This window comes from Leptolyngbya sp. KIOST-1, assembly GCF_000763385.1.
Lineage (GTDB): Bacteria > Cyanobacteriota > Cyanobacteriia > Phormidesmidales > Phormidesmidaceae > Nodosilinea.
The window spans coordinates 1,329,621-1,352,887 of sequence record NZ_JQFA01000004.1 but is presented as its reverse complement, the minus strand read 5'-3'; the positions used below and the strand labels follow the sequence as shown (position 1 = coordinate 1,352,887).

Annotated in this window: 22 protein-coding genes; 12 read left to right on the top strand and 10 right to left on the bottom strand. The window is 62.5% G+C overall.

The genetic code is table 11. The annotated features are described in order from the left end of the window. Positions 1-47 precede the first annotated feature (47 nt). The 3 genes from NF78_RS28535 to NF78_RS23105 form a co-directional block, all read right to left on the bottom strand. On the bottom strand, positions 48-653 hold the full coding sequence (locus NF78_RS28535) for a Uma2 family endonuclease (RefSeq protein ID WP_052050860.1): 606 nt from the start codon (positions 651-653) through the stop codon (positions 48-50). A gap of 172 nt (positions 654-825) precedes the next feature. Then, positions 826-1,215 carry a RidA family protein gene (locus tag NF78_RS23110; protein WP_035992013.1) on the bottom strand — a complete coding sequence of 130 codons (390 nt, stop codon included), beginning with the start codon at positions 1,213-1,215 and terminating at the stop codon, positions 826-828. Between the two features lie 207 nt (positions 1,216-1,422). Beyond that, the gene (locus NF78_RS23105) at positions 1,423-1,863 is read right to left on the bottom strand and encodes an NUDIX domain-containing protein (protein ID WP_035992011.1); all 441 of its coding nucleotides are present in this window, start codon (positions 1,861-1,863) and stop codon (positions 1,423-1,425) included. 105 nt (positions 1,864-1,968) lie between these two features. Here NF78_RS23105 and malQ point away from each other — a divergent pair, with 105 nt between their 5' ends. Beyond that, positions 1,969-3,477 (top strand): 4-alpha-glucanotransferase, encoded by a 1,509-nt coding sequence (gene malQ / locus NF78_RS23100; protein ID WP_035992008.1) that lies wholly within the window; start codon positions 1,969-1,971, stop codon positions 3,475-3,477. A gap of 130 nt (positions 3,478-3,607) precedes the next feature. Here the strand turns inward: malQ and NF78_RS23095 are convergent, their stop codons facing one another. From NF78_RS23095 to NF78_RS23085, 3 genes are all read right to left on the bottom strand, one after another. Continuing rightward, positions 3,608-4,006: a CBS domain-containing protein gene (locus NF78_RS23095; protein ID WP_052050859.1), complete on the bottom strand. Its 399-nt coding sequence runs from the start codon at positions 4,004-4,006 to the stop codon at positions 3,608-3,610. Between the two features lie 213 nt (positions 4,007-4,219). Continuing rightward, positions 4,220-4,798 (bottom strand): peptidoglycan-binding domain-containing protein, encoded by a 579-nt coding sequence (locus NF78_RS28530; protein WP_081972858.1) that lies wholly within the window; start codon positions 4,796-4,798, stop codon positions 4,220-4,222. 4 nt (positions 4,799-4,802) lie between these two features. Beyond that, positions 4,803-5,798, bottom strand: a complete 996-nt coding sequence (locus tag NF78_RS23085; protein WP_225885402.1) for an AEC family transporter — start codon at positions 5,796-5,798, stop codon at positions 4,803-4,805. 184 nt (positions 5,799-5,982) lie between these two features. Here NF78_RS23085 and NF78_RS23080 point away from each other — a divergent pair, with 184 nt between their 5' ends. The 3 genes from NF78_RS23080 (at position 5,983) to NF78_RS23070 (ending at position 11,056) form a co-directional block, all read left to right on the top strand. After that, positions 5,983-6,789, top strand: coding sequence for a D-alanyl-D-alanine carboxypeptidase family protein (locus NF78_RS23080; protein ID WP_052050857.1), 807 nt, complete (start codon positions 5,983-5,985; stop codon positions 6,787-6,789). Positions 6,790-7,015: 226 nt separating this feature from the next. Further along, on the top strand, positions 7,016-10,255 hold the full coding sequence (locus NF78_RS23075; RefSeq protein ID WP_035992002.1) for a DUF748 domain-containing protein: 3,240 nt from the start codon (positions 7,016-7,018) through the stop codon (positions 10,253-10,255). 114 nt (positions 10,256-10,369) lie between these two features. Further along, positions 10,370-11,056, top strand: a complete 687-nt coding sequence (locus NF78_RS23070; RefSeq protein ID WP_035992000.1) for a hypothetical protein — start codon at positions 10,370-10,372, stop codon at positions 11,054-11,056. Positions 11,057-11,075: 19 nt separating this feature from the next. On the opposite strand, the gene NF78_RS23065 is transcribed toward NF78_RS23070, so the two are convergent. Then, on the bottom strand, positions 11,076-11,669 hold the full coding sequence (locus tag NF78_RS23065; RefSeq protein WP_035991998.1) for a PAP/fibrillin family protein: 594 nt from the start codon (positions 11,667-11,669) through the stop codon (positions 11,076-11,078). A gap of 149 nt (positions 11,670-11,818) precedes the next feature. On the opposite strand from NF78_RS23065, the gene NF78_RS23060 reads away from it, so the two are divergent. The 6 genes from NF78_RS23060 (at position 11,819) to NF78_RS23030 (ending at position 17,839) form a co-directional block, all read left to right on the top strand. Continuing rightward, entirely contained in the window at positions 11,819-12,070 is a 252-nt protein-coding gene (locus NF78_RS23060) for a DUF3134 family protein (RefSeq protein WP_035991997.1), read from the top strand. A 605-nt stretch (positions 12,071-12,675) separates the two neighbouring features. Continuing rightward, a complete protein-coding gene (gene mraY, locus NF78_RS23050; RefSeq protein WP_035991994.1) occupies positions 12,676-13,770 on the top strand; it encodes a phospho-N-acetylmuramoyl-pentapeptide-transferase in 1,095 nt (364 codons plus the stop codon). A gap of 29 nt (positions 13,771-13,799) precedes the next feature. Beyond that, entirely contained in the window at positions 13,800-14,576 is a 777-nt protein-coding gene (locus NF78_RS23045; protein WP_035991993.1) for a cysteine hydrolase family protein, read from the top strand. 442 nt (positions 14,577-15,018) lie between these two features. Beyond that, positions 15,019-15,702, top strand: a complete 684-nt coding sequence (locus NF78_RS23040) for a hypothetical protein (RefSeq protein ID WP_156119930.1) — start codon at positions 15,019-15,021, stop codon at positions 15,700-15,702. Between the two features lie 149 nt (positions 15,703-15,851). Then, entirely contained in the window at positions 15,852-16,190 is a 339-nt protein-coding gene (locus tag NF78_RS23035) for a P-II family nitrogen regulator (RefSeq protein WP_017297513.1), read from the top strand. 299 nt (positions 16,191-16,489) lie between these two features. Further along, the gene (locus tag NF78_RS23030) at positions 16,490-17,839 is read left to right on the top strand and encodes a bifunctional folylpolyglutamate synthase/dihydrofolate synthase (protein ID WP_081972854.1); all 1,350 of its coding nucleotides are present in this window, start codon (positions 16,490-16,492) and stop codon (positions 17,837-17,839) included. A gap of 3 nt (positions 17,840-17,842) precedes the next feature. Here NF78_RS23030 and NF78_RS23025 read toward each other — a convergent pair whose 3' ends face one another. After that, positions 17,843-19,711: a metallophosphoesterase family protein gene (locus NF78_RS23025; protein ID WP_035991988.1), complete on the bottom strand. Its 1,869-nt coding sequence runs from the start codon at positions 19,709-19,711 to the stop codon at positions 17,843-17,845. A 308-nt stretch (positions 19,712-20,019) separates the two neighbouring features. On the opposite strand from NF78_RS23025, the gene NF78_RS23020 reads away from it, so the two are divergent. Together NF78_RS23020 and NF78_RS23015 are read left to right on the top strand one after the other, a co-directional pair. Next, positions 20,020-20,856 (top strand): hypothetical protein, encoded by an 837-nt coding sequence (locus NF78_RS23020; protein WP_156119929.1) that lies wholly within the window; start codon positions 20,020-20,022, stop codon positions 20,854-20,856. A 91-nt stretch (positions 20,857-20,947) separates the two neighbouring features. Further along, positions 20,948-21,910 (top strand): RpoD/SigA family RNA polymerase sigma factor, encoded by a 963-nt coding sequence (locus tag NF78_RS23015; protein WP_035991983.1) that lies wholly within the window; start codon positions 20,948-20,950, stop codon positions 21,908-21,910. 190 nt (positions 21,911-22,100) lie between these two features. Here NF78_RS23015 and NF78_RS23010 read toward each other — a convergent pair whose 3' ends face one another. Both NF78_RS23010 and NF78_RS23005 read right to left on the bottom strand, forming a co-directional pair. Continuing rightward, entirely contained in the window at positions 22,101-23,057 is a 957-nt protein-coding gene (locus tag NF78_RS23010) for an SDR family oxidoreductase (RefSeq protein WP_035991980.1), read from the bottom strand. A 76-nt stretch (positions 23,058-23,133) separates the two neighbouring features. Continuing rightward, positions 23,134-23,253 carry a PetM family cytochrome b6-f complex subunit 7 gene (locus NF78_RS23005; protein WP_318655504.1) on the bottom strand — a complete coding sequence of 40 codons (120 nt, stop codon included), beginning with the start codon at positions 23,251-23,253 and terminating at the stop codon, positions 23,134-23,136. Positions 23,254-23,267: the final 14 nt, after the last annotated feature.

Here is a 23,267-nt window from a genome sequence, read left to right as displayed (position 1 = left end):
GTTTTAGCATCCCACGTTCGGGTTAAGACTGAGCGGGGTTAAGACGACTATTGATCGCTCAACCCAAGCAGTTCAGCGACTGTTAGCTTCAGGGTAGGGAACCCGGCTGAGCAAATTCGCTGCTGTCCCCGAAACGCCCGTCCCTGATAGCTATCCTGCATGTGCAAGGCTAGCACTGTGACTTCGCCCGCGGTGGGGTCAACCACCCAGTATTCGGGAATGCGTCGCTGCTCGTACTGCTGGCGCTTTTCAATGTAGTCGCAGCGGTAGTTGTCTTCAACGGGAGTGCTGTAGGGGTCAACGACTTCGACCACCAGGGCTGGATTTGGCATTTCAAGCGCGATCGCATCCTGTTTCCCGCTCAGCTGAGCGGCCAGCTTCGGCGTGAACACCATCAGGTCTGGGCAGCGATTGGTCTGGGAAACATCAGGCAGAACCGGCACCTGGAGGGGAACCCTGCGGGTGCAGATGAGCCTGCCATCAACTACCTGCTTCAGCCTTTTCGCCAGCCCCAGGGTCAGCGCGATGTTGTCACTGTTCTCGGACGGCAGGTCAGCCGTCGCATTCCTGGTCAGCTCCTGCCGCTGCTGGGCAGAAGCGCCGTGAGCAAGATACTCACTGAAGGTAAAGGATCTGGACTGGCCGGAAGGCATGGCAAAGGTCTCTTGGTTCTACCCTCAGCGTAGGTCCCAAAAAAGCTTGTCTGTTCCGCCATTCAGGGTAGATCTAGGCAATACATCGACGGAAATTTAGCGATGCTTCAAGCCGGGCCTGGTTTTCCCAAGCAGAGGCGATCGCCCCTCTCCAACTCCCCGATCACCCCATCTACAGCACCGCAATGCATTCAATTTCGACCGCCACATCCTTGGGCAGGCGCGATACCTCGACACAGGCGCGAGCGGGGGCATTGTCGCCGCCGAAGTACTTGGCATAGACCTCGTTGACCGTGGCAAAGTCGTTCATGTCTTTGAGAAATACCGAGGTTTTGACCACGTTGTCGAAGCTGGCCCCGGCGGCGGTCAGAATTGCCTTCAGGTTAGCAATCACCTGCTCGGTTTGGGTCACCACATCGCCTTCGCCCACCAGCGCCCCCGTGGCCGGGTCGAGGGCCACCTGGCCTGAGACAAAGAGCATCTGCCCGCTGACCGCCACCGCCTGGTTGTAGGGGCCAACGGGAGCGGGGGCGGTGGGGGTGTTGATGATGGTGCGCTGCATTTTGGTGGATGGGTAAGAGGGTGGATGGGTGACGGGGTGGGAGGGTGGATGGGTGGATGGGTAATAGGGTGGATGGGTACCAGGGTGGATGGGTACCAGGGTGACGGAGTAGGGAAGGTGGGGGATGACGAGGTGATGGGATGAATGGACTTTGCCTGAGTCATAGACCCAACCATCCACCCATTCACTCACCCACTCACCCACCCCTCACCCGCTGCCAAACCGGGGTCTGCGCCCGTAAAAGCGGTACTGCCAATAATCGCGCAAAATGCGATCGTGATCAAAGCAGAGGTTGGCGGGGGTTTCCCAGGGATTGACAACGGCGGCGGTTTTGGCGTCGTCCCCAGCGACGGGGTCGGCGGTGGCGGTGGCCAGAAACACCACGCTCAGGGTGTGCTTGCGGGGGTCGCGGCCGGGGTCGGAGTAGACGGCGAACTGCTCCACCAGCTCAACGGTGAGGCCGGTTTCTTCGGCAGCTTCGCGGCGTGCAGCGGTTTCAACGCTTTCGCCGTAGTCGACAAACCCGCCGGGCAGGGCCCAGCCCAGGGGCTCGTGGTGGCGCTCGATCAGCACGATGGGGCGGTGGGGGTGGTGCAGCAGCTCGATGACAATATCGACGGTGGGGGCCGGGTTGCGGTAGACGGTCATGGAGATCCTTTATGGAAATTTCGTTCAACCTAAAATAACTCTCTGGGCAGCCGACTGCCCCCGGTAGGCCGTGCTAGAGTCTACTGGAATTAAACCGAGCTAACTATGCCCTTTCCCCGTGCCAGCGGTATTTTGCTGCATCCCACGTCGCTGCCCAGTCGGTTTGGCATTGGCGACCTAGGCCCAGAAGCCTACCAATTTATAGATTTTTTGGCGCACACTCGCCAACAGCTCTGGCAGGTGCTGCCCCTGGGGCCGACGGGCCACGGCAATTCGCCCTACCTGTGCTACTCGTCAATGGCGGGCAACCCGCTGTTGATCAGCCCAGAGGTGCTGTGCGATCGCGGCCTGCTCTACCCCGACGAACTCCACGACCTGGAGCATCTCTCCGCCGATTGGGTGCAGTTTGACGACGTGATCCCGCTCAAAATGCGGCTGCTGGAGCGAGCCGCCGGTCGGTTCCACGAGCTTGCCTCCGAGGACGACAAGGCGGCTCTAGCCCAGTTCAGCGAAGAGTGCCACTTCTGGGTGGATGAGTTTGCCTTCTTCATGGCGCTGAAAAATGCCCACGGTGGGGCGGGCTGGATGGAGTGGCCCAGCGCTATCGCACGGCGCGAACCCGACGCGATGGCCGAATGGCGCGGCAAACTCTCCAGCGATATTTTTTGCCAGAAATTTTTGCAGTTTGAGTTTTACCGCCAGTGGCAGGCCCTGCGCCAGTATGCCCGCGATCGCCAGATTCAGATCATTGGCGACATTCCCATTTACGTTGCCCACGACAGCGTCGACGTGTGGGCCTATCCCGACAACTTTATGCTCGACCAGGAAACGCTGGCTCCGTCGCTGATGGCTGGGGTGCCCCCCGACTACTTCAGCGAGACCGGCCAGCTCTGGGGCAATCCTACCTACAACTGGGACGTCCTAAAAGAACGAGAGTTTAACTGGTGGATTCAGCGCATCAGTGCGCTGCTGGGCTACGTTGACATTATCCGTGTCGATCACTTTCGGGGCTTGCAGGCCTACTGGGGTGTGCCCGCTGGCGAAGACACCGCCATGAACGGCCAGTGGATTGAGGCCCCCGGCACCGAACTGTTCAAAACCGTGCGCGAAAAGCTCGGCACCCTGCCAATCATGGCCGAAGACTTGGGCATGATTACCCCCGAGGTGGAGGCACTGCGCGACGAGTTCGAGTTTCCGGGCATGAAAATTCTGCACTTTGCCTTTGGCGGCAGCAGCGACAACCCCTACCTGCCCTTCAACCATGACCGCAACAGCGTGGTCTACACCGGCACCCACGACAACGACACCACCGTCGGCTGGTTTGAAAAAATGCCCGACTACGAGCGCCATCGGCTGGTGGAGTACCTGGGCTGCGTCAGCCCCGAAGGCATTCACTGGAGCCTGATTCGTCTGGCGCTGATGTCGGTGGGCAACCAGGCAATCGTGCCCCTGCAAGACGTGCTGGGCTACGGCAGCGACTGCCGCATGAACACCCCCGGCAAATCAGACGGCAACTGGGGCTGGCGCTACCGGGCCGACGCGCTGACCGATGAGATCCGCGATCGCCTGCGGTGGCTGACCGAGCTGTCCAATCGAATTCCAATAGAGGGATGAGGACGGTGAAGCGGTGAGGAGATGAGGACGGTGAGGAAGATCGCTAGAGCTTGAAACCTCCTCCCGTTATTTCACCATCCCCTCGTCTTCCCCATCTCCTCATCTCCCTCATCTTCCCCATCCCCTCTCCCTAGTGGCTCAGCGACAGCACCGGGAGGCCGCGCATCAAAATATCGGTAACCGAGATCACTCCCAGCAGCTCACCGTCTTGCACCACGGGGGCTCGCTGTACCCCAGTGTCAGACAGCACCTGGGACGCCTCTTGAATCGTGAGGTTGGGGTCCAGGGAAATACAGGGCTGCCGCATAATGTCCTGCACCAGCACCTTCTCGGGATCGTGGCCGCGGGCAACGACGGTGTAGACAATGTCGCGCTCGGTCACCATGCCAAAGGGCATGTCCTGGGAGCGGTGCTCCACCAGTAGGGCCCGAATTTGCCGCTGCTGCATCAGATCGATTGCCTCAGCCACCGTGGCACCGCTGGCGATGGTGGTGACGCGGGGAGTCATGATATCGGCAACAGTCAGCATAGGGCTCTCCAGGAAACGGTGGGGATGGGCAGCGGATGCACAGAAGATGGACAACGGTGCTAAGCCTGCCTCAATCTAGTTCATGGTCACCTTGGGGGTGGGGAGTTCCCCTTATTTCTGTACCTTTTCTTTAGATTTGATCCCCAGGCCGCCAGAAGTCGCGGACGGCCCCTGCCTTCTGCGCGGAATCCCCTGGGGGGAGGTTGATGACTTCTACTGAGGCCCCTTGCCAGAGTAGGGCGGCTTGAGCGGCAGGCGGCGGGAGCGACGCCGAAACACCTGCCGATGCCGCAACCGGCGATGGAGGTAGGTGAGAGCACCGCCTGCGATCGGCACCAGGGGCATGAGCGCCAGCCATAGGGCCGAAGGCGGGGGGGGCGGCTGCGCCACCAGCAGGGGGGTGAAACCCATGGTCTCGGCCTGGAGGAGCGGCGTAGGCAGGGCCAGAGGGGTTGGACGGCGGGCATCTTCCAGGATCTGCCAGGTTTGCTCCCCCACAATGCCGTCGGCTAAAAGGCCCTGCTGCTGCTGTAGCGATCGCACCGCCGCCGCCGTATCGGCGCCAAAGATCCCGTCGATATCTCCCAGGTAAACGCCCAGCTCGGCCAGGCTCCGCTGTAGCTGGTGGACCCGATCCCCCCGATCGCCGGACCGCAGCAGGGCGATTGCGGCGGTTGTGGGCTCCTGGGCCAGGTCGGGGGCAGCCTCAACCAGCGGTACGCCCAGGGTGAGTAGCCCCACCAGAACTGAGAGGGCGCAGCGAGCGATCGGCGTTGTCCATCGGCTGGTCATGGTATTACTCCCCAGAAAACGCCCATAGCCAGAGGGGCAACGTTAGCAGCAGACTGGCGGAGCTCAGCCCCACGCAGGTTACCGAGAGATCGCGGTCCAGGTCGTAGGCCTCGGCCAGCACCAGATTTGAAAACGCGCAGGGCATCCCCGCCTGCAAGATCATCACCAGCCGCGGTGGTCCATCAACCCCCAGCAGAGTTAACCCAATCCCCACCGCCAAAGGCAGGACCAGCATTTTGATCGCCACGGCCACGGTGGCCCGGTGCAGGTGATGCCACGACCGGAGCTGCTGAATTCTGAGTCCCATCAGCACCAGCGACAACATCACAATAGCCCAAGCCACCTGGTATAGACCCTGGTCGAGCCAGGGGGGAAGCGCGATCGCCTTCAGTCCTAACCCCAGACCAAAGGCCAGAATAATGGGATTTTGGCCCACTGCCCGTAGCCTGGTTAACCATTGTCGCCAGGAGGGCCGACTGCGGGGGCCGTTTTGATCGCTCATTTCGGTGGCCAAAATGGCCCCCAGCCCGTAGGAGCCCAGCAGCGTGCCCAGGGCATCGTAGAACAGCGCCCAGCCAAACACCCCCACCCCCAGCTGGGGCAGCAGCAGCACCACCGGGTAGCCGATGTAGCCCGTATTGCCCAGCATGGCCGCCAGGGAAAAGCTGCCCTGGGTGGGACGGGGCCACTGGGTCTGGGACGTGCGGCGAATCCACAGGCGGCTGCACAACAGCCCCAGCAGAATCGCGGCCCAGGCCACAACCGGGGCCAGATAGAGGTTGCCCGACAGGTCCGCCCGGCGCATAAACCCAATGATGCTGAGGGGAATGCCCAGCCAGAACAAAAAACGCCCCAGCCGCAGGGGCACCTGCTGGTGCAACCCCTGGGGATTGTCTCGATCGGGAGCAAAGCGCTGGAGCAGCACCCCCAGACCAATCCCGGCGCAGATACCCGCCCCAATTGGCCCATACAGGCGCATTAAAACCTCAAACGGTGGCAAAATAGCGACCTCAATGACGGCACAAAAACCTTACCTACAAACGTTGTACAGGAAGGTTCTACCGGAACGCTGCCCTGGGATTGTGGCAGGCCGGAGCGGAGGTTGGCCTCAGTCAGGGGCCAGAGGTTGCGATCGCGGCGTCAAGCGCCATAATGGGTAGAGCTTTTCCGGACGCGAAATTGCTATGTCTCCCTTCGACGATATTCCCCAGGCGGCCCGCGATGTGCCCCTTTACTCGGCTGAGGCCGAGCCCTCCTGGCTGCGACGCACCCGGATGCTGCGTCGGTTTGTGGGGCTGGCGCTGCTGGCGCTGGCGGCGGGGGGGCTGGTGGCCTGGTATCAGACCGGCGGGTTTTCTGCCGCCGAGTTTGCCCGGCCCTTTGAGGGCATGATTTCCGGAACGGAGGTGAGCCCAGGCGTAGCCGCCAGCGGTGGGGAAGCTCCGCTCAACCCCAGTCGCGACGTGGCTACCCGGCTGGCCCCCTCCAGCCGCACCCTGCTCAACCACCGGGCCTTTAGCGAAGCCCCGGTCGACGATCTGGTGCCCCTGTCGAACAACGTCAGCATTCGCCTGCGCACCGCCGCCGCCGCCCAGTACGAAGCCATGACCCAGGCCGCCGCCCGCCAGGGGATACGGCTGGTGCCGCTGTCGGGGTTTCGCTCCCAGGCGGAGCAGGAGCAAATTTTCTTTAACCTCAAGGCCCAGCGGGGCCAGGATGCCCAAACCCGGGCCGAGGTCAGTGCCCCACCGGGCTACAGCGAGCACCACACCGGCTACGCCATCGACATTGGCGATGGCAACCAGTTGGGCACCCACCTCGACACCACCTTTGTCGATACCCGAGCCTACCAGTGGCTCGAAACCAATGCCGTGCGCTACGGCTACGAAATTTCCTTCCCGCCGGACAATTTTCAGGGGGTGGCCTTTGAACCCTGGCACTGGCGCTTTGTGGGCGATCGCACCAGTTTGGAAATCTTTTACAGCAATTGATCTGAACCAGCCTAGGATGGTCAGAGCCGACCACACCCGGCCCCAAAAAACCGGCTAGGGGCTACAACCCATGATTTGTGAACGTTTAGCCGCTACGTCTGGCCACTAACTGCTGACAGCCCCCAGCAACCGCTGACTTGGTATTACGTCCATGGCTCTTGTGCGGCAAAAAGTTTCACAGTACCTGTCCAGGCACAGGACCAGGTCAACGGCGGGGGTCAGGCGGGTGGCCAAGGAAGCCATGCCCTGGACGCTGGTGGGCCTGGTGGTAGCGGCAGGCCTGGGCCTGAAGTCCCTGCACGCTGGGCTGGAGACGGCGATCGCCAACCGTCTTCAGCAGCCTGTTCAGCTGGGGGGCGTCACCGGGTTGGCGGCGGGGGGCGTGGTGTTGGGCAAAACGGTGCTGCCGGGGGGAGACACCGGGGGGCTGACCGGGCAGATCGAGGCCATGGCCATTTCGCTGGACTGGCCAGCCCTGCTGCACCGGGGCGAGGTGCGGGGGGCTGTCACCCTGGTGCGGCCCGACCTGGCGATCGCGCTGCCGGAGGAGGGCAGCTGGCTGAGCTGGCCCTGGGAACCGCAGGAAGAGGCTACAGCCCGACGGCGGGTAACGGTAGAGGCCTTTCAAATTGAAGACGGTCGGTTCACCCTGACCGCCGGGAGTGGCTCGGCTCGGGAGGTGGCGATCGCCCTCCAGGCAGTGCAGGCCACCGTTCGCCGGGGAGGGGAGCCTGGGGTTCCCCAGCCGCCGCCGGTGACGTTTGCCCTGACCGGCCAGATTGAGCAGGGGCACCTGCACACCAGCGGCACCGTCGATCTGGCCCGGCGATCGCTCCAGGCGGATCTGCACACCCAGAACCTGCCCCTGACCAGCCTCAATGCCCTGCTGCCGACGGCGATCGCCCTCCAGGCTGGCACCCTCGACAGCGACCTGCGGCTGACGGCTCCCCTCGCCAGCACGGTTGCCGAACCCGGCCTCGATCTCCAGGGGCAGGTGACGCTGCAGGTCGGCCCGACTCAGCTGGGGCAGCTGATCACGCCCGTGGAGCGAATCCAGAGCACCGTGGCATTTCAGGGCCAGCGGGTGGCCCTGGCCGACACCGAGCTGCAGGTCGGGCCGCTGACCCTACAGGCGGCAGGCCACGTAGACCCTGAAACCGGCTACGACCTGACGGCCCAGGTGCCGCCGATCGCCGCCGCCGATCTGCAGCCGCTGCTGGGCGATCGCCTGCCCGTCGACCCCGGCCAGCCCTGGCAGTGGCAGGCCCGGCTGACGGGCACGCTGCGAGAGCCCAGCCTCGAGATTCAGCCCGACCCAGCCCTGTTGCCCCCGGGGCAGTTGCCGATCGACCCCGGTCTGGTGGCGGTGACCCTGGGGATGCAGGCCCAGGGGCTGCCCACCCGCGACTGGATCGCGCCGATTGAGGGAGCTACCTACCGCTTTGAGGCCGATGGGGCCTGGTTTACCCTCAGCGATGGCACTGTAGTTCCCCCCCTTTCGGAGGCCGCCTACCAGCGGGCCAGCGGGGTGCTGGGCAGCGCCCTGCGTCCGGCCCTCGATCGCAAGTTTTTCTGGTTTTTGCAGACCAGCCCCTACGTCACCGCGATCGCCGCCGACCTGGCCCAGGACAAGCTGCTGGCCTACCGTCAGGGCGGCCGCTTCGACACCAATCGCTTCTTTCTAAACTATTTTGTGCCGGTCTACGCCGAGTCGAGCCGGGCGGCGGGGCTCGACCCCGGCGAGGCCCTGTGGATGCTTGACCACTCCCTGCGCACCCTGCACGACCCCCTGCTGCGCCACCCCGATGCCCGCCCCATCACGGCTGGGGCGGGCACCGTGGGCTCGTTTTGGGCGGGCGAGCAGCTGCTGTCCATGCAGCAGTTGCTCACCCGTCCGCTGCTGGCCCGGTCGGGGCCAACCGGGCAGCTGGCGCGTTTGGCGGTGCTGAGACAGCTGGAGTCCTCCACCTCCCTGGAGAGTCGGCAGCTGTCGAGCACCCCCGAGCTGATGTCAAAAATTCCCAATGTCACCTTTGGGGCCGAGGAGGGGGCGATCGCCCTGGCCCTGGGCATGATGCGGTTTGAGGGCGACGGCATCTACCCGGCCCCGCTGCGATCGCTGGCGGCCGCGATCGAGCAAAACGAGCGGGATAAGCACGCCCTCAGAACGACTGTCACGGGCAGGCTGGAGCGGTTGATCGCCGAGGAGCGCTCCCGGCTGGACTTTGCCCTGCTGCAGTTCGGCGATCGCGACTGGGCCAGCGTGGGTATGGGGCAGCGCCTGTTTCCCGGCGGCGCGAGTCAGCTCAACGGCGGCAACACGCTGTCGGTGATGGTCTCCCGGCAGGAGAAAGCGGGCTACCCTCTGGGGGTGGCCTATCAGACCAGTCGCCTGCTGCTGCTGGAGCTGCTCTACGGCGCTCCCCCAGGGCCAGAGGGCGATCGCATTCGGTACGCCGTGCTCAAAGACCACGCCTTTAGCCGCCAGTTCTGGCAACGCCTGGCCGACAAAGAACCGCTGCTAGCCGCTCGCCTGGGCGCGATCGCCGCCGATATTCGCGCCTACGAACAGCTGGCCCAGCAGGGGGCCAGCCTGCACGAGGCGTTCTACGCCGCCCTGGTCACCGCCGATCAAGACATCGGCGTCAGCGCCACCCTGAAGCAGGCGGTGGGGTTTCAGGCCCACCTGGCCCGGCTGCTGGACCAGGCTTTTGCCCCCGCCAACCCCGCTGACCCACGCTACCGCGCCTTTCGCCGCAGCCTGGCCATGTACCTGCGGGAGGCCCCCGACATCTCGGTCTACGGCGGCAGCGAGGCGGCCCTGCGCGCCTATGCCCAGGAAACCCTCAACGTGCAGGAGCTGATCGCCGTCGATGTCGCCGATGCCCCCCGGATTCGGGCCCTGGCCCGGCTGTACCAGGCGGCTCTGGTCCACGGCCTGATCGGCGAGTGGGATGTCGTTGGCTTCCAGCGCATTTTGCTGACCGGGGCGCTGCTGGCGGCCGGGGTGGAACGTGCCGCCCTGCCTGCCGAGCTCCAGGGCGTCGGGTTTCCCGACCCTGAGTTTCGCCGCGACCTGCTGTTTGTGGTGGGGGTAGAGGGAATTCAGGTGGAGGCCACCCGGCTGGGGGTGCAGGCCCACGACCATCGGGTGGCCTTTCAGCCCGCTCCTCGCCCCGGCTTTCGCACCCCCCCGCTGAACGGGGCCGACCCGGCCAGTTGCCCCACCGAACCCTACATCGCCGCGATCGCCCTGGGAGCCGCCACCGCCTTTGTGTGGGATGCCGACACCCAGCGGGTGATGCTGCGGCGGGGCAGCACCCGCTGCCCCCTGGCCGAAGGCTGGACGGCCCTGGTCTTTCCGGCACTGCTGGACACTGTGCCCATCGAGCACTCCGAGGCGGGCCGCGATCGCCTCCAGGACAGCCTACAAACCGCCAAACGGCTGGAGGCCGGAATCTTTTGACGCCCTGGCCCCCGCCTCCCATCCCCGCTACCATAGAGAAACGCGGGTCGCTGGCTGGCCTGGGGCAGCCCGGGCGGCCTGGCGAGTCAGCCCTGTCCATTTCGAGAAACCTAAATGCGTGACACCACCCTCAACACCATTGCCGTGGTCATCTTTGGGGTGACCATGGCTAGCCTGCTGGGGCCCATCGTCCATCTGTCGCCAGCGGTGGTGGCGGTATTTGCCGCCGTGGGGCTGGGGGTGTTCAGCCTCGATCAGCTGGGTCTGGGGGGGCGAATTGGCGATATTTTGATGGACGCGGTGGCCTGGGCGGCCCCTGAACACCGCCAGCGGGTGCTGCACCACGAGGCGGGGCACTTTTTGGCAGCGGTGTTGCTGGATATTCCCATCGAGGCCTACACCCTCAACACCTGGGAGGCCTGGAAGCAGGGCATTCCCGGCCAGGGAGGCGTGGTGTTTGGCCCCACCGACTTGGCGGCCCTGGCCGGGCTGACCCCCCAGAGCATCGATCGCTACTGCCAGGTGTGGATGGCGGGGATTGCCGCCGAGCAGATGATCTACGGCGACGCCCAGGGGGGGAGCAACGACACCGCCGCCCTGACTCTGTTCTGGCAGACCCTGGGGCGATCGCCCGCCGAAGCTCCCCTCAAGCAGCGCTGGGCTGCGCTCCAGGCCAAAACCCTGCTGGACAGGCACCGCGCCGCCTACGACGCGCTGGTGATCGCCATGGGCGATCGCGCGTCGGTGGCCGACTGCTGCGCCCTGATCGAGGCGCACCGCACGCCCCTGGAGACGGCTTAGGACGTGTCATCAATTGTGGCTAAACTTTTTGCAGCACAAACAGGCTGCCCTGGTTGCCGCGCCCGATGCGCAGGTCATCGTCCAGGTAGGTGACCTCCAGCCAGCCCGACGAGCGATCGGGGTTAATGGCAAAGTCGATACCCTGGAGCCAGGAAAACTTTGGGGTCGTCTGCAATGCTTGGATGAATTGGGCTGGGGATTGGTAGCCCAGGGGCTGCCTGAGGCCGACAACGCCGCGCTCAAAGCGCACATTCACCCGGCTAGTCGAGACCGGCTCCAGGGACGCCGCCACCGCGACTAGCCCCGAGAGCAGGGGCGGCCCGTTCACCTCGGCAATATTGTAAATGCGGTTTTCAGCCAGGCGAATGCACTGGTAGATCGGGCCGAGGGAGGCCAGGGGCACACGATCGATGTTCAACAGCTCGCGGCTGGTGGTGTAGAGCAAGCGCCAGTCACCGTTGAGGCGATCGCTGGCCTGGAGCGGGTCGGGGGTGGGGTTACGGCCCTCCAGGGTAACAGCGGCCGCCTGAATCGCGGCGCGATCGCTGGGGCTGCAGTTAATCCCCCGATTCACTCCAGCGACGGCATCGAGTAGCTCCGTTTTGCCCAGCATAGCCCCAGTTCCTACAGCAGTGCGACGGCAGGCCCAAAGGCACAAACCCAGAGGCATGATAAGGCAAAACTTCAGCGGGCCGCAGCCTTAGGTCTCTGCTACGATGGAATGTCTGCGTCTTATCTCTGTGTCTTGCTATAGGCCTCGCTATGTCTGAAAAGTACTACAACCCGTCTCTGCGCCAGGTGCCCCGCAGCGCCAAGGCACCCATTTTACCCTCCTCCGGCGACTCCTCTATTCTGCACTGGCTGGAGAGCATTGGTCGTCTGCGCAGCCGCGACGTGGTTGAGAATATTCCCGACGAAGCCGAGAACGAGGAAATTTCAGACCTGATGGGCAACGACGACAGCTTCGACGACGACGAGGATACCGATCTCGCCCTCGACGATGACGAGGACTAGATCCTCGATAGGTTGTGGCTAAGCCGTGGGCGTTTAGCCTGCATTTTTCCTGAGATAACCGAACGGCTTGTCATTCCCTCGTTGATGGGGATTTACTCTGGTGAAAGTGATCTCAGGTTAGTTCTCGTATTGATGGGATTGACAGCCGCTGACGGGCCGTTTCGCAAATTTAGCGATGGCCATTGCGCTGAGGGCATTGGTCCCTGGGACAGTTAAAAACTGGGGCAGCACAGTAGCGTACAGCCATCGCCTCAAGCGCATCGACCAGGCTCTAATCGTTCAAGCGATGGCCATGGTTTGGGCTAAAGCCTTGGTGCGCGGTTGTTCAGCGCCGCTGTTCTACAAAACTGTGATTAGCGGTAGGCCTGGAGTACTGGCTAAAAATGGGGCTCCGTGCTGGTCTTTGATCCGCTCCACCTTGAGCGATCAGGGGGGTTCGCCCCACTTTTAGCCATTTTCGCCATTAAGTGTTGTTAAACTTCGCCGCTAAATGAGACCATTCATTTAGACTTCTTGACTATTTCCTGCCGCCGGGCGTAGTCAATTGGAAGATCATCCAGTAGACTTCCTGTGGTGTGAGGCGTGACGCAATTGAGGAATCGTTCGTGGATGCGAAGTTTTTAGCATCGAAGCGGCTGTCGCTAAACGGCCAGACATTATTTTGGCTGCTGGGTTTGGGGCTGAGTGCCGCCGCCGTCACCGTCGATGGCTTTTTGGGCAATCCGGTGAGTCTGGGGGCATCGATCGCAGTGCCGTTTCTAATCGCGGCCCTGATCAGCAGTCTGGTCGGGTTTTCGGCGGTGCCCCTGCTGCGGGCACTCAAAACCGGCCAGTTTATTCGCCAGGAAGGCCCCCAGGGCCACCTGAAGAAAGCGGGTACACCCACCATGGGTGGTGCCTTCTTTGTGCCGGTTGCAGTGCTGGTAGCCCTGTTGGGAACTGGTTTTGCCCCGGACGCGGTGGCGGTCTCGTTGCTCACCCTGGCCTACGGGGCCATCGGCTGGGTCGACGACTGGCAGGTGATTCAGCGTCGCTCTAATAAAGGTATTTCCCCCCGCACCAAGCTGGTGCTGCAAATTGCCCTGGCGGTGATCTTCTGCCTGTGGGTGCTCAGCAGTCAGCCCGTCGGGCTCACCACCGTTGCCCTGCCGCTGGGTTTGGGCCTGCCCCTGGGCTTCCTGTTCTGGCCCCTGGCTGGGTTTGTGCTGGTGGCCGAGAGCAATGCCACCAACCTCACCGACGGTCTAGACGGCCTGATGGGCGGCACGGGCGCGATCGCATTTATGGGCCTGGCCGCCATTGTGGCCCCCACCCATCCCGACCTGATGGTCTTCTGTGCCGCCATGGCCGGGGCCTGTCTAGGCTTTTTGCTGCACAACCACAATCCTGCCCGGGTCTTTATGGGCGATACGGGGTCCCTGGCCCTCGGCGCGGCTCTCGGGGCTGTCGGCATTCTCAGCGGCAATCTGTTTGCCCTGCTGGTGCTCACCCTGCTGTTCTTTGCCGAAACCCTGTCGGTAATTATTCAGGTCGCCTACTTTAAGGCCACCAAAGGCCCCGATGGCGTGGGCAAGCGCTTCTTCAAAATGGCCCCCCTGCACCACCACTTTGAGCTGTCGGGTTGGTCAGAGACTCAGGTGGTAGCGGTGGCCTATGCCGTGACCACTGGGCTGGCGCTGATTGCCCTCCAGCTGCGGTAGCCAGTCAGGTCAGCCTTAGATATCTCGCCATGGATAGCTCCAACCTGCGGCCCCTCGGTACTCCCCCCAACGCCTGGTGGGTCAACGAACAAGCCGCCGACATCAGTCGCCAGGAACTCCAGCCCCGGTTGGCCAACCTCACCACCGATACCAAGCAGGTCCGGTTTGACCTCAGCAAAACCGCCTGTCTGGTAATTGACATGCAGAACGACTTTTGCCACCCCGACGGCTGGCTGGCCAGCATTGGGGTCGATGTCGCCCCGGCTCGGCGGGCGATTCCGCCGCTGCAAACCCTGCTGCCCCAGCTGCGATCGGCCCAGGTGCCGGTGGTGTGGGTGAACTGGGGCAATCGGCCTGATCTGCTCAACATCAGCGCCGGGCTGCGGCACGTCTACAACCCCAGCGGGACCGGGGTTGGCCTGGGTGACCCCCTGCCGGCCAACGGTGCCCCGGTGCTGACTAAGGGCAGTTGGGCCGCGGCGGTGGTGGATGAACTAGAGGCTCAGCCCCAGGACATTTGGGTCGATAAGTACCGCATGAGCGGCTTTTGGGACACGCCCCTGGATAGCATTCTGCGCAATCTCGGTAAAACCACCCTGCTGTTTGCCGGGGTGAATGTGGACCAGTGTGTCATGGCCACCCTGCAGGACGCCAATTTCCTTGGCTACGACTGTATTTTGCTGCGGGACTGCAGCGCCACCACGTCCCCCGACTACTGCGCCCAGGCCACGGTATACAACGTCAACCAGTGCTTTGGGTTTGTGGCAGACAGTGGGGCGATCGCCGCCGCCCTGGCTACGGGGTAGCCGCGGTCAACGCCAGATCCAGGATTGCTAACCAGGATTTTCAAAAAAAGATAACCTCTTTTGCGCTCTCTTCATTTGCGCTCTCTTCATTTGCGCTCTCTTCATTTGCGCTCTCTTCATTTGCGCTCTCTTCATTTGCGCTCTCTTCAACCGAGTACTCGTCCACCTGTTGCTGGATCGAGTCTGGACCTAGCGTCTGCGGGTGAGACAGTAGCGGATCTTCGATAATACACGTAAACTATAGGCCAGCTTTGGTCTTGGTGCGGTCTGTGGTAGGTTTTGTCAGCCTCCCATCGCCCTGCGTCGGTCGTAACCAGCCCCACTGACCTGGCGACAAAACTTTTTTGACCAAAGCTGGTGCACGCGCTGAAATTTGAACTACCCTTGGGCAGACCAAATTTCAGCCTTGTTTTTACTCTCCAACGCCCCTTCTACCGTCATCATGAACGTACCTTTTTCTTCCGAATCTACGTATCCAGGGACCGTTGCCCCGGAGGCCCCCCAGGGCGGTCGGCAGGCTCCTTCGGTGCCCATTTCGGTGTACCGTGAGCTGGCCACAGAGCTGCGGGCGACCCAGGCTATGGTCGATTCGCTCACCCACCAAAATCAGCAGCTGAATCAGCAAAATCAGGTGCTGCGCCAGGAGATGATTCGCTTTGCCGACTCGGCGGCCCGCCTCAAGCAAGCGATCGAGGTGAGCCAGCCCCAGCCCCTGGAGGTGGCTGCCAGCGGGCCTGTCAACCTGGAAGCCCAGGCGATCGCCCCCACCTACCCCATGCCCATGGCCCCCGCGCCGATGGATGAGGAACCGTCGGTGTCTTTGCCCGAGCGGCTGTCTGAGTCGGTGGGCGAGGGGGTCTCCACCCTGGCCACCCAGTTGACCCAGATGGTGAAGAAGCCCAAGGCTAAAAAAGCCGCGAAGAAGCCCCCCCAACGCCCTCCTGCCCCGATGCCCCAGCGCTACTACACCGAAGAGCGCATCGACCCCAACCGCCCCGGGCAGCTGAGCCAGCGCCCCAAAGATCTGAGTGGACTGTGGTTGGCGGCCACCATTTTGCTCATTGTGGTCAGCGCCTTTGGGGCCGGCTTTTTGATCATGAAGCCGCTGCTGAACAACGCTCGCTAGGGCTTGAAATGCGCTCTAGGGCTGCTGTCACCCTGGCTGCCGCCTGCTCTCCTCCACTTTTGTAGCGAGTGATGCAGTATTCTAGGGGGCAAGCCCGATAAACATAGACCGAAGCTAAACAAAAATCGCTGAAGCACCTTGTTTGATCTATGAAAAAAATAGAAGCCATCATTCGCCCCTTTAAGCTCGATGAGGTCAAAATTGCCCTGGTCAATGCGGGTATCGTCGGCATGACCGTTTCAGAGGTGCGCGGCTTTGGTCGCCAGAAAGGGCAAACCGAGCGCTACCGCGGCTCTGAGTACACCGTAGAGTTTTTGCAAAAGCTCAAGATTGAGATTGTGGTTGAAGAGGCCCAGGTGGACATTGTGGTCGACAAGATTATTTCCGCCGCCCGCACGGGTGAAATTGGCGATGGCAAAATCTTTGTCAGCCCCGTCGATGAGATTGTGCGTATCCGAACCGGGGAGAAAAACACCGAGGCCGTGTAGCTTGCCTGGCTGTACCGATAGGTGACAACTCAAGCTCAGGCGCAGCCGAATGCTGCGCCTTTTTTGTGGGGAGTTTTGTTGCTGCTAGTATCGGTTGGCGGAGGTGTAACCACTTTGGCTAGGGTGTCAGATGTCAGGCGTTAGGTGTCGGGTATCGGGTATAGCTAATGCTTTGTGGAGGTGGGTTAGGTGCTGGCCTCTCTGGCGACGGCGATGTGGTTTGCTGCTGCCAGACAACTCTGGAGGCGATCGCAGATCTGATCCCCTTTTGGTAAACGCTTTCCCCAGGAAGATAATCGATGGCCGTGACGCAACCTCCAGATTATGAGCCTCCCCAGGATCAGCCCCCCGAAGCAGGGCCAGATCGGCAGATTCAGGCGTTGCTCGACCCCTTCGGACGCTTTGGGGTAGAGCTGGGCCTGGAGCGCATTCAGCGGTTGCTGGCGGCCCTGGACAACCCCCAGGACCAGGTGCCGCTGGTGCACGTGGCGGGGACCAACGGCAAGGGGTCGGTGTGCGCCTACCTGTCGGCGGTGCTGAAGGCGGCGGGCTACCGGGTGGGGCGCTACACCTCGCCCCACCTGGTGAGCTGGCGAGAGCGAATTGCGGTGAACGACCTGCCAATTCGCTCCGAAGCGCTAATTCAGCGGCTGCACCAGGTGGTGGCCGCCATCGACCCGGCGTTGCCCTCGCCAACCCAGTTTGAGGTGTTGACCGCCGCCGCCTGGCTGCACTTTGCCGAGACTGGCGTCGATGTAGTGGTAATGGAGGTAGGGCTGGGGGGACGGCTCGATGCCACTAACGTAGTGAATGCGCCCCTGGTCAGCGTGATTACCTCCCTGAGTCGGGAGCACTGGCAGCGGCTGGGCCCTACCCTGGCCGATATCGCCTTTGAAAAGGCGGGGGTGCTCAAGCCAGGCCGACCCGCAATTATTGGCCCTCTGCCCCCGGCGGCAGAGGCGGTGGTGAAGGCGCGCCTGGCCGATCTGGGCTGCCCGGCGGTGTGGCCTGCCCCGGCGGTATCCGCAGGCCCCGGCCTGGTCCGCTACGGCTCCGCTGAAGATGGGATTACCTATCCGCTGGTGCTGCTGGGGGAGCATCAGCGGGTGAATTCGGCCCTGGCGATCGCGGCCCTCCAGAGCCTGCGCCACCAGGGCTGGGATATCTCTGACGAGGCGATCGCCACGGGCATGGGCCAGGCCCGCTGGCCCGGCCGCCTGCAGTGGGTGCAGTGGGGCCAGCCAGCCTACCCACTGCTGATCGACGGAGCCCACAACCCCGCCGCCGCCGGAGTGCTGCGCCAGTACGTAGATAGCTGGTGGGCCAGCCAGCTCAACCCGCAGCCGACGGCGTGGCTGATGGGCATGCTGGCTACCAAGGACCACGGCGATATTTTTGCCGCTCTGCTGCGCCCGGACGACACCCTGCACCTGGTGCCCGTGCCGGGCCACGAAACGGCAGCGCCTGAGGAGCTAGGGGCGATCGCGCGATCGCTCTGTCCAGAACTAGCCCACTGTCAGATCCACCCTTCCCTCCGCGACGGACTGCTGGCCCTGGGCCAAAGCCCCAGCCCGCTCAGGGTGCTGTGCGGATCGCTGTATCTGATTGGCCATTTTTTGGCCACCGAACCCTATCGGGAGCGGTCCTGAGCCTCATCGGCCCACGGCGAACTCGTCGAACTTCACCACCGCAGAGCCGGGCGATCGCGTGTCGAAGTAATAGCTGCTGACGGTACCTGCCCCGGTATCAAACACGCTAAAGACGGTGATGTCATTGCTGGCGATGTAGGGCTGCGGGTTGCCGCTGTCGTCGCGCAGGGGGACCAGGGTGGGCACCACGGGTTCCAGGCCGTTGGGGTCGCCCTGGGCGATGTAGTCGGTGGGGGGGTAGGTCACCGCCGAACCCTCCAGGGTCTGAGGCGGTACCGGACGGGCCGCATCTTTCCAGAAGGCTCCGTAGGAGTTGCCGACGTTTGAGGTTTCCAGGTAGTGGGTGCCCTGGGGCGACACAAACCGATTCCACAGGTGCGAGTGGCCGTAGAAAACCAGGTCTACCCCAGCCTGCTCCAGCAGCGGCACCAGGTCGCGGGCAATGTGGTCGTCGGCGCGGGGATACTCGTAGCGTACGGCGGTAAGGCGGCCCGCCCCATCGCGATCGTAGCGGGGCATCGGGGTAGTAAACGGGGGCACAATGTTGTCGCCCAGGGTGTGGGGCGGGTGGTGCAGCATCACCACTTTGTATCTGGCCTGGCGAAAGGCGTCGCTGGCCAGTTCCCGCTCCAGCCACTGGTACTGCAAACTGCCCCGCTCGATGGGCTCAAAGATGTGCTGACCGTAGCCCCAGTTTTGCGGGGTGTTCAGGTCGGCTTCGCGCTCCTGGTAGCGCCCCCGCACCGTGGCGCTCACATTGAAGGGTCGCCAGATCTGGGTGACGTAGAGCGACACCAGTCGCACATCGCCCAGGGTAATGGCGTAGTAACGGCTGGTGGTCTCAGGGCGATCGGGGTTCGGCACCTGGGTTTTTGGCAGGCTAAACAGGGCCTCGTAGGTCTCGCTGTTGAAGGAATTGTCGATGATCCACTGGCGGCGCAGTTCAGGGTCGCCGCTGGGGTTAAACAGGTCGGCATTGGCCTCGTACAGGCCGACTGCCGCCGACCGGGGAATGGGCTGGTTGAACTGCTCCCCCAGGGGCGCAGTGGCGGCAAAGCGCCCCATCACCTCGTGGTTGCCCAGGGCGGGAAACAGCGGCGCGTGCTGGATAATTTCGCCCCCCCGATAGCTCACCGTGCGACCGTTGCGCTCCAGGGCGTAGCTGGTATTGCCCTGCAAACAGGGGAAAAACCCGCAGCCCCGGCTGTCGTCAAACCATTCGGAGGCGCGATCGGGAATGTTGACCAGATCGCCCGCAAAAAACACTGCATCTACCCGGCCCAGGGTTTCGGCCACCTTTTGCAGATTGGCGGCGGTCATGGGCATGTTTTGGTGGTCGGAGGTGAGTAGGATCTGGAGTGGCTGGCCAGGGATGGGGGCTCCAGCTAACGTAAACACCCGGCTTTCCGCCACTGTACCGTCCGGGCCGGTGCTGGCGACCCGGTAGGGCACCCGTTGCCCCGGCGGCAGCCCCGTCACGGTGGCTTCGTGCCGCCAGATGGGCCGTGGCACCGTCTGCTGGAGATCAGCAAAGTTGGGATGGTCGATCCGGGACTGGGCGTCCTCGCGGGTGCGGGTCAGCTGGGTGGTGAGTGCCGGGGCCTGGTTGGGTAAGTTAGCGTCGGGGGATTGGTCGGGCGACCCCCACCGGACCTGGTGGTTTTGGCCTTCAAACTCGGTAAACCACACCACTCGCACTGCGCCAGGGGTGGGGTACTGCAAAAACGGATCGGTCAAGAGCTGGGTGGACACGGTAGTCAGGTTAGAGGTGGGATCAGGGGGGGACAGACGGGGCTCCAAAATAATCAAGAGCAGGGTAGTGAGCACCAGCAACAGGCCTGCCGACAATAGGGTCAAGTCTTCTCGCCGCATTGATTTAAGCCTTTTTGTGACAAGCCTCGACAGCCCTAGGGCGTGTCATCAATTGTGGCTAAAAGTTCGGTATATCAAACTTTGCCACGCCCGACCCAAACGCCAGGCTAGGGGCTGTAACCCTTAATTTTTAGCGCTTAGCAGCTAATTGATGACAGCCCCTAGGGTAACGGCAAATAACGACAGTATAAAAACTGTCTGTTCATCAGTAACGCGGTTTGCAAGATGTGCCACCTTTAGAACGGCAAGAACTGGAACAGCAAAAACTGGAACGCTGACATCACGATTGCGGAGCAACGGGTATGACCATGGCATTTCCTCTCAAACTCAGGGCGGGTAAGCGCGCGCTCCGGTGGTCCGGGGGGGGCCTGCTGGCGCTGGTTTCGATTGGGATGCACGGCCTGCTGCTGGGTATGCCCATGCCTGCGTCTTCGCCAGAGCCCCAGGACGAGTTGGCGGCAATCGATCCTGCGGCAGTGATTGATGTCGTGCGGCTGCCCGCCCCGTCTGCCCCTGAAGCCGAGGAGGTGACTACTCCTGCGGCACCTGCTTCTGCGGCAGCTGCCCCAGCGGCACCCGCTCCCGCTTCCCCCCAGGCAGCGGCACGCACTGTTCAGCCGGCTCCAGCCGTGCCCCAGCCCCAGCCAACGCCCCCTGCCACCCCGGAGCCAGTCGCCCTGGAGCCGGTCCCCTCCGAGCCCCTGCCAGCCACCCTCGACGATCGCCTGCGCGACCCGGCCCAGTACCAGTTCAACCAGCAGGCCAAATCGCTCAGCAGTGACGACATCAATTTCCATGTGGCCGTTGTGCCCCAGTGGTTAGAAACCGAAAGCCAGGGGCTCAGCGATCGCGACATCCCCGTCCTGGGTCAAAAACTGGCTCCCCTTCAGGTTCCCTACCCGATCAATACCTGCCTGGTGCCGCCCCCCGCCGAGGGCCTGGTGGGGGTGATTGTGTCGGCCTCCGGAGCCCTGGTAAAAGCCCCCGTGCTGCTCGACAGTACGGGCTACACCGTGCTGGATGAAAAGGCCCTGGAGCTGGTGCTACAGCGCACCTTCGCACCCCAAACTGGACCAATGCCAAACCCCCAGGCCCACTGGCTGCCGGTGCAAGTCCAGTACGATGGCACCAACTGCACCCCTTAAGGAAATCTTTAGCCCCCCCTCAGGGTAGAGGCATGGGAGGCCGGACCTTGTCATAGTGGCATCTAAGTCGACTGCCGCTAGTGATGTTCCCATGGCTCAAGCTCTTTCTACCTCCAGTAACTCCGTTCAGGCATACCTGAAGGAAATTGGCCGCATTCCCCGACTCACCCGTGACGAAGAAATTTCGCTGGGCAAACGGGTGCAGCGGCTGAACCAGCTCAACGCGATCGCAGCCAAACTCGCCAAAACCCTCGGTCACGACCCCTCAGCCGAAGACTGGGCCGATGCCGCTGACCTGTCTGTGAACGACCTGCAGGAGCAGCTGGAGCTGGGTGAGGCCGCCCGCCGCCGCATGGTGGAGGCCAACCTGCGACTGGTGGTTTCGATCGCGAAAAAGTACACTAAGCGCAACCTGGACCTGATGGATCTGGTTCAGGAAGGCACCCTGGGGCTGCAGCGAGGCGTAGAGAAGTTTGACCCCACCAAGGGTTTTCGTTTTTCGACCTACGCCTACTGGTGGATTCGGCAGGCGGTCACCCGGGCGATCGCCGAGAAAAGCCGCGCCATTCGCCTGCCCATCCACATTTTTGAAAAGCTGACCAAAATCAAGCGGGCCCAGCGCCACCTGGCCCAGGAACTGGGCCGCACCGCCACCCTGGAAGAGGTGGCCAACCATCTGGAGATGCCCATTACCCAGGTGCGCCAGTTTCTGTCCCAGTCGCAGCAGCCGATGTCGCTCAACGCCATGGTAGGCGACAAGGGCGACACCGAACTGGCCGACATGCTGGAAGACGACCAGGGGCGATCGCCTGAGGACTACGCCGCCCAAAACAGCCTCCAACAAGATATCTTCCGCATTCTCGATCGCCTCACCCCGCAGCAGCGAGAGGTGCTGGTGCTGCGGTTTGGCCTCGGCACCGGGGAGGGGCTGTCGCTCTCCAAAGTGGGCCAGCAGCTCAACGTCAGCCGCGAGCGAGTGCGCCAGATCGAGCGCGACGCGATTAAAAAGCTGCGCTACGCCCGCCACGACCTGAAGGCCTATCTGGCTGGTTAGGTTGGGCCAGGCCACCGGCTAAGGCAGGGTCAGGGGCAGAGCCTCTGGCCCACTTTTGCGCTTGCGAGCGTTTAAGTAACCGAGTCCAATTAATTGTAAGAAGAGGGTTTACGGTATACGGTTTGCAGTTCTGCCTTGCACCGTATACCTTGCACCGTGCACCCCCAACATCTTCTGGATGAGACAGCCCCTAGAACGGCAGCTTCTTCTTGTTGGCCTTGTCGCTGTCGTAGTCCAGTTCCTTCAGCTTTTTCATTATCCGGCTGAAGTACTCCTGCATGTAGTCTTCCAGGGTGGTGATCTCCTCTTTGGGAATATCAAACACCTGGTAAACCTCGTCCATGGGAGCATCGAGGGGCTGGCTGCCGGCGACCACCTCCACAAAGGCGAGACGGTCGGCAAAATTCCAGCCCCACTGAAAGAACTGCGCCACCTTGCGAATCGCCCGCAACAGATCCAGGGAAATGCGCGAAACCCTGGCCTCCTGACCGCACTTGCGCTCGCACAGGCGCATGATTTCGTAGGCACCCCAGGCACGGGTGCCCGCCAGCGGAAAGCTGCGGTTCTCTGTCGCAGGGATAGACAGCGCCTTGACGGCGAACCGGGCAATGTCCTGGGTATCCATGTAGGCGATCGGGGCCGCTTCTCCCATCACCCAGATCGGCTGTTTTTCGAGAATGGGAATGGCGTACTGGCCAATCAGGCCCTGCAGAAAGCCACAGGGCTGAAGAATGGTGTAGTTGAGCCCCGACTCGGCCAGAAATTTCTCGGTGCAGCGCTTGACGTTCATCAGCGGCACATGGGGAAACTTTTCGGAGTTAAGAATTGAGAAAAAGATGAATCGCTGAATGCCAGCGTCGCGGCAGGCCTTGATTAAATTGACTTTGCCGTGCCAGTCCACATCCATCACCGACTCCGACGGGCGGGCGGTGGCGGCATCGATAACGGCCTCAATGCCCTCAAGGGCGGGGGGCAGGGTTTCTGGCCTGGAGAGGTTACCCCGCACCAGTTCTACCCCCCACTCCCGCAGAAAAGCCGCTCGTTGAGCGCTTCTGACTAGGCAACGAACCTCATGCCCTTCGTCCAGGGCACGGCGGGCAATTTGCCTGCCAAGGGTGCCGGTAGCGCCAACGACCAATACTTTCATGAGGGAAATGATACAAAAGTTAACTTCCTTTCAGAATATCAGATGGCTCCCCCGGATACACCCCCGGCGACAAAATCTACTCCTCGCCGCCCTGTACCCGCAGCATTAGAAAGCCAATGCCCAGGCCCACCAGGGTGAGGGTAAAAATTGTGATCGCCGTACTAAAAATTTCGCCGCCCATACGCTCTCCTTCCACAGCACTATAGTAAT

Coding starts and splice junctions, on each gene's coding strand:
- NF78_RS23040 (WP_156119930.1), top strand. CDS start 15,019: ATGAACGTACCTTTTTCTTCCGAATCTACGTATCCAGGGACCGTTGCC.
- NF78_RS23010 (WP_035991980.1), bottom strand. CDS start 23,057: ATGAAAGTATTGGTCGTTGGCGCTACCGGCACCCTTGGCAGGCAAATT.
- NF78_RS23035 (WP_017297513.1), top strand. CDS start 15,852: ATGAAAAAAATAGAAGCCATCATTCGCCCCTTTAAGCTCGATGAGGTC.
- NF78_RS28530 (WP_081972858.1), bottom strand. CDS start 4,798: ATGACCAGCCGATGGACAACGCCGATCGCTCGCTGCGCCCTCTCAGTT.
- malQ (WP_035992008.1), top strand. CDS start 1,969: ATGCCCTTTCCCCGTGCCAGCGGTATTTTGCTGCATCCCACGTCGCTG.
- NF78_RS23070 (WP_035992000.1), top strand. CDS start 10,370: ATGCGTGACACCACCCTCAACACCATTGCCGTGGTCATCTTTGGGGTG.
- NF78_RS23110 (WP_035992013.1), bottom strand. CDS start 1,215: ATGCAGCGCACCATCATCAACACCCCCACCGCCCCCGCTCCCGTTGGC.
- NF78_RS23020 (WP_156119929.1), top strand. CDS start 20,020: ATGGCATTTCCTCTCAAACTCAGGGCGGGTAAGCGCGCGCTCCGGTGG.
- NF78_RS23095 (WP_052050859.1), bottom strand. CDS start 4,006: ATGCTGACTGTTGCCGATATCATGACTCCCCGCGTCACCACCATCGCC.
- NF78_RS23030 (WP_081972854.1), top strand. CDS start 16,490: ATGGCCGTGACGCAACCTCCAGATTATGAGCCTCCCCAGGATCAGCCC.
- NF78_RS23080 (WP_052050857.1), top strand. CDS start 5,983: ATGTCTCCCTTCGACGATATTCCCCAGGCGGCCCGCGATGTGCCCCTT.
- NF78_RS23060 (WP_035991997.1), top strand. CDS start 11,819: ATGTCTGAAAAGTACTACAACCCGTCTCTGCGCCAGGTGCCCCGCAGC.
- NF78_RS23065 (WP_035991998.1), bottom strand. CDS start 11,669: ATGCTGGGCAAAACGGAGCTACTCGATGCCGTCGCTGGAGTGAATCGG.
- NF78_RS23025 (WP_035991988.1), bottom strand. CDS start 19,711: ATGCGGCGAGAAGACTTGACCCTATTGTCGGCAGGCCTGTTGCTGGTG.
- NF78_RS23015 (WP_035991983.1), top strand. CDS start 20,948: ATGGCTCAAGCTCTTTCTACCTCCAGTAACTCCGTTCAGGCATACCTG.
- NF78_RS23105 (WP_035992011.1), bottom strand. CDS start 1,863: ATGACCGTCTACCGCAACCCGGCCCCCACCGTCGATATTGTCATCGAG.
- NF78_RS28535 (WP_052050860.1), bottom strand. CDS start 653: ATGCCTTCCGGCCAGTCCAGATCCTTTACCTTCAGTGAGTATCTTGCT.
- NF78_RS23045 (WP_035991993.1), top strand. CDS start 13,800: ATGGATAGCTCCAACCTGCGGCCCCTCGGTACTCCCCCCAACGCCTGG.